7 protein-coding genes are annotated in these 9,464 nt (G+C 58.4%); 2 read left to right on the top strand and 5 right to left on the bottom strand.

All coding sequences use genetic code 11. From position 1 onward, the window contains the following. Positions 1-80 precede the first annotated feature (80 nt). Both ACTQV3_RS08155 and ACTQV3_RS08150 read right to left on the bottom strand, forming a co-directional pair. Positions 81-857: a hypothetical protein gene (locus ACTQV3_RS08155; protein WP_441069156.1), complete on the bottom strand. Its 777-nt coding sequence runs from the start codon at positions 855-857 to the stop codon at positions 81-83. Between the two features lie 10 nt (positions 858-867). Continuing rightward, positions 868-1,965, bottom strand: coding sequence for an RtcB family protein (locus ACTQV3_RS08150; protein WP_441069154.1), 1,098 nt, complete (start codon positions 1,963-1,965; stop codon positions 868-870). A 222-nt stretch (positions 1,966-2,187) separates the two neighbouring features. Here ACTQV3_RS08150 and ACTQV3_RS08145 point away from each other — a divergent pair, with 222 nt between their 5' ends. Continuing rightward, complete coding sequence (locus ACTQV3_RS08145; protein WP_441069152.1) at positions 2,188-3,198, top strand: helix-turn-helix transcriptional regulator; 1,011 nt, start codon at positions 2,188-2,190, stop codon at positions 3,196-3,198. Between the two features lie 7 nt (positions 3,199-3,205). Further along, complete coding sequence (locus ACTQV3_RS08140; protein ID WP_441069150.1) at positions 3,206-6,493, top strand: ATP-dependent helicase; 3,288 nt, start codon at positions 3,206-3,208, stop codon at positions 6,491-6,493. A 24-nt stretch (positions 6,494-6,517) separates the two neighbouring features. Here ACTQV3_RS08140 and ACTQV3_RS08135 read toward each other — a convergent pair whose 3' ends face one another. From ACTQV3_RS08135 to ACTQV3_RS08125, 3 genes are all read right to left on the bottom strand, one after another. Beyond that, positions 6,518-7,381 carry an HAD hydrolase family protein gene (locus ACTQV3_RS08135; protein WP_441069148.1) on the bottom strand — a complete coding sequence of 288 codons (864 nt, stop codon included), beginning with the start codon at positions 7,379-7,381 and terminating at the stop codon, positions 6,518-6,520. A gap of 78 nt (positions 7,382-7,459) precedes the next feature. After that, positions 7,460-7,798: a P-II family nitrogen regulator gene (locus tag ACTQV3_RS08130; RefSeq protein WP_117629936.1), complete on the bottom strand. Its 339-nt coding sequence runs from the start codon at positions 7,796-7,798 to the stop codon at positions 7,460-7,462. Positions 7,799-7,990: 192 nt separating this feature from the next. After that, positions 7,991-9,268 carry an ammonium transporter gene (locus ACTQV3_RS08125; RefSeq protein WP_441069146.1) on the bottom strand — a complete coding sequence of 426 codons (1,278 nt, stop codon included), beginning with the start codon at positions 9,266-9,268 and terminating at the stop codon, positions 7,991-7,993. Between the last annotated feature and the right edge of the window lie 196 nt (positions 9,269-9,464).

The raw sequence follows: 9,464 nt of genomic DNA, 5'->3' as shown, positions 1-9,464 counted from the left end.
ACATGTCGAAGCTGGAGGAGATGGACGAGCTGAGGGGAAAGGCGGAGGGCTAGAAGAGGACGGGGCCGGAGACGGCTAAATCAATTTGCGAAAGAATCTTGACGGTACCCAAAAGCCGCATCGTTGCCGCCCTCTGCCGCAAAGCAGCCTGCCAGGATGGCGGATGTTGGGCTGAGCATGTTGCGCAGGTCGCGCAGGGCTGCATTCACGGGGCAATTGTCGTCGAGCATCTCGAGTCCGTCAATTACGACCACGACGTCCTTTAGCACTGCTCTATTCCACGTCTGGTCGCCGAGCAACCAGCTCGTTAAAAGGTCCATGGTCATGTTGTCCTCAACAAAAATGCCTAGGTTGCGCTGCTTGAGGCGCATCGTTGCGCGAATCGCCTCGACCTGTCGTTCCTCAGGATCCTCTGACACCTTGTCATCCATCTCGGCGCGAATAAGCCGGGCGATCGCGTCCTCTTCACACTCTCGAATCGGCATGTAGAGCACGGCGCATTGCTCACTCAGACGCAAAGCCGCATACACCAGCACGTTCGAGACATCTTCATGCGCGCCGCCAATCACGCTGAGCTTGCCCAACCCAACGCCGCCACCTAGGGCATCATCGACCGACATACCGGTTTTCAACACACAAGGAGTTTCAAAAAGCGACGTCTCCATACGGCGATCGAGCCCAGAAACCAGTCGATTGCGAAACCCGCTGAGGTCAAAAACCTCGTCATCACGCTCTTTGCGATTCCCACTACGCTGATTCGCGGGCGTCGGCGGCATCACGCCTGATAGGCCCAGCATCTCGCCCAAACTCACAGAACGGCCAATTCGGTCGTCCCTGGAGTCCATCTTTAGCGTCATCGCAACCCTCCTAACGCCTACCACGCTTACCAGTAGCCTTAAAATTCCAAATCGGCTTGAGTCGGTGAATAACATCAACCGTCGGGTCCATGAGTCTCAGTACATCATCCGCAGGCTTATACGCTTCGGGCGACTCATCGAGCGTCGTCTCGCATGCGCTCGGACAGTAGATGCCGGCATCGCGCATCTCGTTAACGAACGACCTGGTGTCGAGCGTTTGGAACGCTTTGGCGCGGCTCATCGCGCGACCCGTCCCGTGCGGCGCCGAACAGTTCCAGTCCTCGTTTCCCTTGCCGCGTGCAATAACGGCACCGTCGCGCATGTTGAACGGAATCAGCACCATCTCGCCCGCATGAGCGCTAATGGCGCCCTTGCGAATCATGCCGCCTTCCGAGATGTAGTTGTGCATGGTGGTAAAGCCGTCTCCGTCGAGCCGAATTCCCGTACGCTCAACAATCTGTGTGACAATCGCCTTGCGGTTCTGATTCGAGAAGCGTTGGCAGTTATGCATATCGACGAGATACTCGGCAGAAAGATCTCCCACGAGATACTTAAGCTCGTCGGGGATATCTGCCGTGCACGTCTTCTGCGCCAGCGCCTGATGATGCTCCGCCGTCTGCTTGCCCATGTTGCGCGATCCGGTGTGCACGACCAGATATTGGCACCCATCCTCGTCCTCGTCGAGTTCAATGAAGTGATTGCCGCCGCCCAGCGTGCCCATGGAGCGCTCAACCTTGCGCTTGTCCTGAAGCCAATCGCGCGACTCCATGTTAAAGTCCGCGAGTACGCAGGCAGGATCGCGATGAAGGCTAAAGCCCGTGGGCACCGCGCGCTTCACATCGCGATTGAACTGAATGAGGTCGTCGCGCGCGATGGTTTCCGCAAGCGGCACGCAGTACATCCCGCATCCGATGTCGACCCCAACCAGGTTGGGAATCACCTTGTCGCCCAAGTTTGCCGTAAAGCCAATCACGCAGCCCTTGCCCTTATGGGCATCGGGCATAATGCGGATCTTGGCGCCTTCAAACGCCGGGCAGCTGGAAATCTCCTCGATCTGCTCCTTGGTTGAATCCTCAAGATTCTCGGCAAAGACTTTGATGTCTGCCATCGCATTTCTCCTGTTCTGATCCTTGTAAACCGGAACCGGCCCCAAGCCAATAGAGCGCATGTCACACCTGCCAGCCAAACCGCCGATTTCCGTTTAACCACCTTTCGCCCTATTCGAGCTCTTATTGCTGCGAATACTACGGTCGCGCGGACTACAATGAGTCCCAATAACGGGTCTTGTTTTGTATCTCCGGTTGGTACCCTGCCGGCGAAAGGAGACAACGTGGCGAACAGACCAAATCAAAAGCTCAGGCTTCTGTTCCTGCTTAAAACCTTGATGGAAAAGACCGACAGCACGCACGGACTCACAACGCAGCAGATCATCGAGGAGCTCGCCTATCACGACCTCGAAGCCGAACGCAAGGCCATCTATCGCGACCTGCAAACGCTTCGCGACTTTGGGCTCAACATCAACCAGCGCGGTGGCAAGGAATGGGCGCTGGTCTCACGCCCGCTCGACCTGCAAGAGCTCATCATGCTTGTTGACGCCGTTCAGAGTTCGCCGTTTTTGACCGATGAGTTGACCGACCACCTCATCGGCAAGCTGCAGAGCCTCGCCAGCCTGGGCGAACGCGAGCTGATGCACAAGCGCGTCGATGTGCCTTCGCGCGTGAAGATGCAAAACTCTGATGCCCTGCTCAACATCGACTTGATTCAGCAGGCTATGCGCGAAAAACGCAAGATTCGGTTTCGTTACTTCCACTACGACGCCGCCAAGCAAAAGGCCCTTAATCATGACGGAAAGACCTACGAGCTCACGCCTGTACGCCTTATCTACTCCGACGAACTCTATTACATGATTGGATTTAGAGATAAATGGGCTAATGCCGGCTCGGGTCATCAGCCGTTCACGCCCTACCGCGTCGACCGCATGCTCGATGTTGCGGTGTCCGAGGAGCCCGCGACCAAGGATCCGCGTATCGCGGGCTATGTGCTCGAAGATCACGTTTCGCCGTCGTTTGGCGTTTACGCGGCCGACAAGACCACCGTCGTGCTGGAGCTCGACGACCGCGCGATGAACCCGCTCATCGACAAGTTTGGACTCGACGCCGTCGTGTTTGAGAACCAGGACGGGCGCCTGTTGGCGACCGTCAAAGCCCCGCTGTCGCCTCAGTTCTTTGGCTGGCTGCTGCAGCTCAGCACCTTCATTAAGATCGTTCAACCTCAAAGTGCCATCGATATATATCTTGACTATCTCGATAGCACGCGTGCGCTCTACCAGGAAGACAGGTAATACTGCCATGAACATGACCCCCAACTTTAACGTATCGTTCGAGCGCCTGAATCCCGAACAGCGCGAGGCCGTCGAATGCCTAGATGGTCCGTTGCTCGTCATTGCCGGCCCCGGCACCGGCAAGACGCAGCTGCTGAGCCTGCGCGCGGCGAACATCTTGGCCAAACGCGACGCCGCCCCTAGCAACATCCTCTGCCTCACCTATACCGAGGCGGGCGCGGAGGCCATGCGCAAGCGCCTGATTGAGCTCATCGGCCGCGACGCCTACGGCATCGAAGTCAGTACGTTCCACGGATTTGCAAGCAGCATCAGGTCGCGCTATCCCGAGTACTTCATGCGCCCTTCGACCGACACGCTTGTTACCAGCCTGCACCAGCAAGAGATTTTTGATCGGCTGCTCAAATCGCTGCCCTTTGGTTCTCCGTTAGGCGGAGGGTCACCTGATATGCCTGCACAAAACATCGGTAAGATGATCGGCTTTGTCTCCAAAATCAAACGCAGTGGCCTGGACTACGACACGCTGAGCGCCATCGCACAGCAGAATATCGACGCCGCTGCCTGGCTCACCGAGTATTCCGAGCTGCTTACGCTCGTCTGTGGAAGGGCAAGCGCCGTGTTAGCCGAACGCTTTGAGGAAGAGGTCGAGCGTGCCTGCGCCATGGTACCCACATCGCTCACCCGCCCGATTGACTGTCCCGCCGGCACATACGTGCCGTACATCCTTGAGTTGCGCGACACCGTTCGCCGCACCGAGCTCATCGATGAGAAGGGCAAATCCTCGGGATACACCAAGGTGCGCGATACCTTCTTTGGAGGCAGCAACTCGCAGGGGCGCACGTTTAAGATTGCGGAGCAGAGCGAGCGACTCAAGACCGCTTGCGGGGTCGCGCGTCGCTACCAGAGCGAGCTCGACCAGCACCATCTCTACGATTACGACGACATGATCGGCGACTTCGTTAACGCCGTCGAGCACAACGACGCGTTGCGCCAAGTGCTCCAGGACACCTATACCTATATCCAAGTTGACGAGTTCCAGGACACCAATGGTGCCCAGATGCGCATCATCGAGCTGCTCTGCGACGGCGTTGATGCGCCCAATATTATGGCCGTTGGCGATGACGATCAAGCCATCATGCGTTTTCAGGGCGCCACGATCGAATGCGCCAACCAGTTTGCGGCCGAGTTCTCGCCCCGGAGCATCGTGCTCAAGACCAACTATCGCTCCACGCCCGCCATCGTTGAGCTTGGTCAAGCTATCGCACGGCAAATTGAATATCGCCTCGACGCTAGCTCGAACAAATCGATCGTGGCGTTTAGGCCCCAAGGTGACCAGGTCAACTTTAGTGAGAACGTCTTCAGCGGCAAAGCCGAAGAATACGCCGCTGTCGCTGCGAGCATTAAGCAGCGGCTTGAGTCCGGCTACCTCAATGACTGCGAAGATCCCAATGAAGGAATTGCAGTCATCTCTGCCAAACACGCCGCACTGCGTTCGCTTATCCCCTTCCTCGTTAAGGAGAACGTGCCGTTTTCCTATCGTGAACGGCAAAATCTCTTTGCCTCCGAGCGTATGCAGACGACGCTGGCGCTGCTGCGCTGCGTTGCCGCGCTTACTCGCGGGCAGAAGGAGCTCGCCAGCAGCTATCTTCCGCAGATCATCTGTGCCACCGAGCTGGGCGGCGACCATCCATCGTCCGTGACGTTTGCGCTCAGCGCCAAGCGAGACCAGCATGGCGACTGGATGGCCGCCATGCGCGAGAGCAATATCGCCCGCGTCAAAGAGCTGCACGACGACCTTATGCAGTGGGCGGCCGAAGCCGGCGCCTCGCCGGTCAGAGCGTTGCTCTTTAAGATTGTCGAACGCAGCCTTGGCTATTATCAGGATCATAAAAAACAGGATCCGCTGGGCGCCGCCGAATTCAATGCCGGCATCCGCGCCTTGCTTGCCTTTGCTGAGGGGGAGATGGGAGACGCGCGCCGTATGGGACGCGCGCTTCGCCTGCCCGATATTGTCGACAAGCTCGATGCCGCTCAAAAGTTTGGCGTGAGTATCGACGCATCGATCAACCTCGGCGCGCCGGGAGCTGTTCGCCTCACCAGCGCCCATAGCTCTAAGGGCCTGGAGTTCGACTGCGTCTACCTGCTCGATGCCGACGACTCCACTTGGCACAAAGGCGCCGGCGGCATGAGTTTGTACCCATCCAACCTGCTGATTCGTGATGAAAAGGACAGCGACGACGCGCGTCGCCTGCTGTTTGTCGCCATCACGCGCGCTAAGCGACACCTCGAGCTGTACCGCGCCGGCGGGTTGGCTTTGCAGGAGCTCACGGGGCTTATCGACTCTTGCGAAGTTTCTGCTGAGACAGACCAGCTCAGCGTTGCAATCGAAACCGAGTGGCGCGACAACTACGTGTTTGATACGCCCGAGCTCCGCGCGCTTTTGGAACCTCATACCGACGTGAAGTTTCTTTCTGCCACAGCGCTCAACAACTTTGTGACGTACGAGCCTGGATGCGCAAATAGTCTGCACTTCCCTGAGAAGCAGATTGTGCGCCTGCCCACGGCGCCCACGATCCAAATCGAATTCGGCACCATCGTTCACGCGATGTTCGAGGAGATCGTTAATAGAATGGCAGCCGATGGCGAGGCGGCGATTGAGACAATTGAGGCCGAGTATCGTCAGCAGATTTCGTGGCTCGATTTTGCCCCCGAGGACGTCCATCGCTATTCGGAGCGCTTCGAACGCATTTGTCGTGCATTCGTTCCCTGGCTTGTCGAGCACGTGCATGGCTATCGCTGCGTCACGGAGGCGAATATGCAATGCCTGACCACCGAAGGAACTCCGCTCTTTGGTTTTCTCGACCTGCTCCTCGTTGACGATGCAGCTAAAACGGTGCAGATCGTTGACTACAAGACTGGTTTTGGCAAAGAAGTCCCCGCAGGCTACCATCGTCAGCTCAAGTTCTACAAACTGCTGGTCGAAGCATCACCCGAGTTTTATGGCTACACCGTCACTTCCATGGGCGACTACTATGTCGAGCCCGACAAGGCAACGAATGAGTTGCGTCCGCCGTTCTCGACGACCGCCAGCACCGATGACATTGCCGAGCTCGAACACCTCATCGATGCCGTATGGTCGCGCATTGAACACGGTGCTTGGGACACCAGCGCCTTTGAGCAGAGTGGTGCTTATGGACTGGCCGTTGAGGAGCAGAAGGGCTGCCGCAAAAAAGCCGACAAGGCCGAGCTCATGCAACGCGCCTACGAGCATTGGCTAGTCGAGAACCCCGGAATGTGACAAAGTGACAGTCCCTTTGCCACATTATTCGATGATGGTGCGGGAGTTTTGCTTATGCATGGTGGCAAGCATGTGTTTGGGGACGGCATGGGCCATACAACTGCCGATGGTCGCGCTCGCGGCGGCCTTGGCGGCATCGCTGCCATTCTTGGTGGCATAGCTGTGGCGGAAGCGCTTGAGCATGGCGATGTCGTTGCCGCCGTCGCCGTAAACCGCGACCTCGTCCTCGGCAATGCCGTAGTAGCCCGCCAACCAGGCCACGCTCTCACCCTTGTTGCACGCCACGTCCGTGATCTCAAACATCACCGGATCGAACGGCGCGTTGACCACTCGGTCCGAGCGCTCGGCCAAATATGCCTTAAGGTCGCGCTCCAGCTCGGGCGAGGTCACGCGACAATTGATCTTGCATACGTCATGGCGCAGGATGTCACCGATCGACTGGTCGAAATACTGTTCCTCGTGATACCCCCCACGTGCACACATGCCGCGCATCACGATGCGCTTGATAGGACTGTCCTTTTTAAAGCCCGCCTGGTGCATCTCGAACGATCCGCTCGAGAACATGCCATCGGGCGTGGAGCAGTCGAAGCAAATGTCCGGGAACGCCTTGAGCAGCTCCTCGGTAACCTGCGGGTTGATGGTCCAGGTCTTGAGCACCTCGCCATGGCTGTTGCGTACGATGGATCCGTTGGAGCAGCAGGCGTCGAGTGCCAGACCTGTAAAGCCATGCTCGCCGATCGGCAGCGTCGAGCGCCCGGTCGCGGGAACCACATGCAGGCCAGCCTCGGTCAGCTCGCGAATGGCACGGCGAATGGTCCCGTCTGCCTCGTGCAGGGCATTCAACAGCGTTCCGTCTAAGTCACTCGCAAACATCTTGATCATGGACATGCCTCTCCTTCGTCTGCACGATATTGTAGACGAGAACGGGCGCGCCCCAAGAGAGGCACACCCGTCAGGCGGTCGATTCTACACCGCGGCAGGGCCGTGTTCGCCGGTGCGGATGCGGATGACCTCTTCGACCGGCTCGACCCAAATCTTGCCGTCTCCAACGGCACCGGTGCGGGCGGCGTTGCAGATGATGTCGACAATTCCGTCGACATGCTCATCGGCGCAGATAAGGGTGAACTGTACCTTAGGGATCGTATTGACAAGCAACTCGTTTCCGCGCACGTATTCCTTCCAGCCATGTTGCGCACCGCAGCCCTGCACCTGGTTGATGGTCATGCCACGAACATCGGCAGCAAACAGCGCATCTTTAAGAACCTCAAGTTTCTCGGCACGAACGATCGCCGTAATCTTCTTCATAGTGAATTCCTCTCTTTAATAAAGAAATGAACCGCTCATTCATGTGGCACGGGTTTTCCAGGTGCCCGAGATTGCCCCGAAAGAGGAGCGCCGCGTACTTCGGTACGCAAGCGACGGTTTGAGGGGTAAGGTCGGGTGCCTGGGAAAGCCGCGCGACGATTGAACGGCAAGGTGCGGTGCTTGGGGAAGCTGCTAATCGAGTCCGGAGAACGAAGGATACGCGCTCTCGCCGTGCTGACTCGCATCCAGGCCCAGCGCCTCGTCTGCCTCGTCCACGCGCAGGCTGCCGCGGAACAGCGCCTTGACCACCGCAGCGATCACCAAGTCGAGCACCAGTACAAGAGCGACCGTCACCACAATGCCCAAAATCTGAGAGATGAGCAGCGACACGTCGCCCGTGTAGAACAGGCCGCCCTTACCGGTCCACGAGAGCTCAGGCACGCAGAACAGGCCCGTGAGCACGCCGCCCAAGATGCCGCCGATGCCGTGGCAGCCAAACGCGTCGAGCGCATCGTCGTAGCCAAACTTGGTCTTAAGATGGCTGATAGCCAGGTAGCAGACAGGTGATACGATCAGGCCCATGACCAGCGCTGCCCACGGCTCGACAAAGCCCGCACCCGGCGTGACCACCACAAGGCCCGCAACCAGACCGGTGCTGGCACCCACCAGCGTGGGGCGACCGGTATGCACGCGCTCAAGGGCAAGCCACGAGACCATGCCCGCCGCGCTGGCCGTCACGGTGTTGAGGATGGCGAGCGCGGCCACGGCGTCGGCCTTAAACTCGCTGCCGCCGTTAAAGCCAAACCAGCCAAACCAAAGCAGGCCGGCGCCCAGCGCCACAAACGGCACGTTATGCGGGCGGTAGCTCACCATGCCAAAGCCGCGACGACGGCCAAGCATTAAACAGAGAATCAGGCCCGTCAGACCGGACGAGATGTGCACCACGTCGCCGCCCGCAAAGTCGAGCGCGCCGATGATGTCGCCGATAAAGGAACCCTCACCGCCCCAGACCATGTGGGCGAGCGGCGCATAGACCACGAGCAGCCAAATGCCCAGGAAGGCCGTCATGGCACCAAACTTAACGCGGCCGGCCAGGCTGCCCGTGACGATAGCAGCCGTGATCATGGCAAACGCCATTTGGAAGGTGATGTTGATGATTTGAGGGTAGACAGCACCGTCCGCAGCATTGCCCTCGGCCGCCTGCAGCACCTGGTTGAGCACCGGCAAGCACAGCAGCTGGTCAAGGCCTCCAATAAACGGGCTCGAGCCGTCGCCGCCGTAGGCCAGCGACCAGCCGGCGACAATCCACAGCACACCAACCAGACCAATGGCGCCAAAGCACATAAGCATGGTGTTGATGACATTTTTGCGCCTGGACAGGCCACCATAGAAAAACGCCAGACCCGGTGTCATTAAAAACACGAGCATGGTGCAGATGAGCATAAACGTTGTCGATCCCGTATCGTACATTCGCTCCCCCTTGATCGCATGAACGTTGTCGGCGCCCATAATGCGGCCGAGGGGCAACTGGTGTAGACCAGATGCGGCGTTGTTAAACGCTGCGTTGTCGAATGGAAACGGTACCGCAATCTTGGAAACGGCACGGCAACGGGCGCGAAACGAACGGGAAATACGCGAGCAAGGGAGCCGTGTGCGCGCCCATCCC

It is taken from the genome of Collinsella sp. LCP19S3_A7 (assembly GCF_052121995.1).
Lineage (GTDB): Bacteria > Actinomycetota > Coriobacteriia > Coriobacteriales > Coriobacteriaceae > Collinsella.
Note: the sequence above shows the minus strand (reverse complement) of the source record. Positions and strands in the feature narration are given on the sequence as shown.